Origin of the sequence: Escherichia sp. TW14182 (assembly GCF_000208525.1) — a bacterium.
Taxonomy (GTDB): domain Bacteria; phylum Pseudomonadota; class Gammaproteobacteria; order Enterobacterales; family Enterobacteriaceae; genus Escherichia; species Escherichia ruysiae.
Map to the genome: position 1 here is coordinate 1 of NZ_AEJZ01000480.1, position 823 is coordinate 823.

At 55.8% G+C, this 823-nt stretch carries 2 pseudogenes; both read left to right on the forward strand.

What is annotated here, in order from left to right:
- Positions 1–247, forward strand: a pseudogene (locus EQY_RS0123470) (plasmid replication initiator RepA); the annotation flags it as partial.
- Positions 248–607: 360 nt separating this feature from the next.
- Positions 608–823 (forward strand): annotated as a pseudogene (locus tag EQY_RS27565) (replication-associated protein RepA4); the annotation flags it as partial.

The following is an 823-nucleotide window of genomic DNA, read 5'->3' on the forward strand; positions in this document are numbered from 1 at the left end:
ACGCTGGTATCTGCAGCGCAGCCAGGATGCACTGAAACACCGCCGGGCGAAAGCTGCAGCCCGCAAGCGTGCCAACCGCCTGAAGAAATTACCTGCCGACCAGCAGATTCATGAGATGGCAGAGTATCTCAGGAAGCGTCTGCCGCCAGATGAAGCCTATTTCTGTTCCGATGACCATCTGAAGCGGCTGGCCATCAGGGAGTTGCGTCAGCTTGAACTGACGCTGGCTGCGCCACCGCCGCACTAGACAGCACCATTCCTTCAGCACTGAATCATCGCCAGCCCCTTCGGGGCTTTTGGCGCAGGTTCTGTCCGGCCAGAAATCCCCCGTAACCACCTGAAATCCCCACATCCGGCCATACACGGCCATAAAATCTCTCACCGGTCGTCAGAACGTGGCCACGTCGTTTCAGTTATCCACATAAATCCGCAAACAGAGAACTTTAAGAAGCTGCAAACCAGAAACAAGAAACCTGCAATATAGTCTTACCCCCTTCATTTAATCCCCTGCGTTGTTCCACCGCAGGGAAAGTCTTTATCTCTGAAACGCCTGTGAACAGATACAAAAAGGGCTTCGCTTGCAGCGGCCAAAGCCGCGCCGCTCAGAATTAAAAAGCACCTCCCACCGCAAGCGGCGGGCCCCCGACAGGCACAGTTCTGAAACACCGTGCCCACCCACCACTGAAAAGCGCCGCCGCCCCCGCCCGAAGGGCGGGAACAACATCGCTTTTAATGATGGATGTTGTAACTAAGCAGCGTCATCGCTGTCAGTCTTCTGGCTGGAAGTATTGAATACACGCTCGTAAGCGGCCCTCACGGCCCG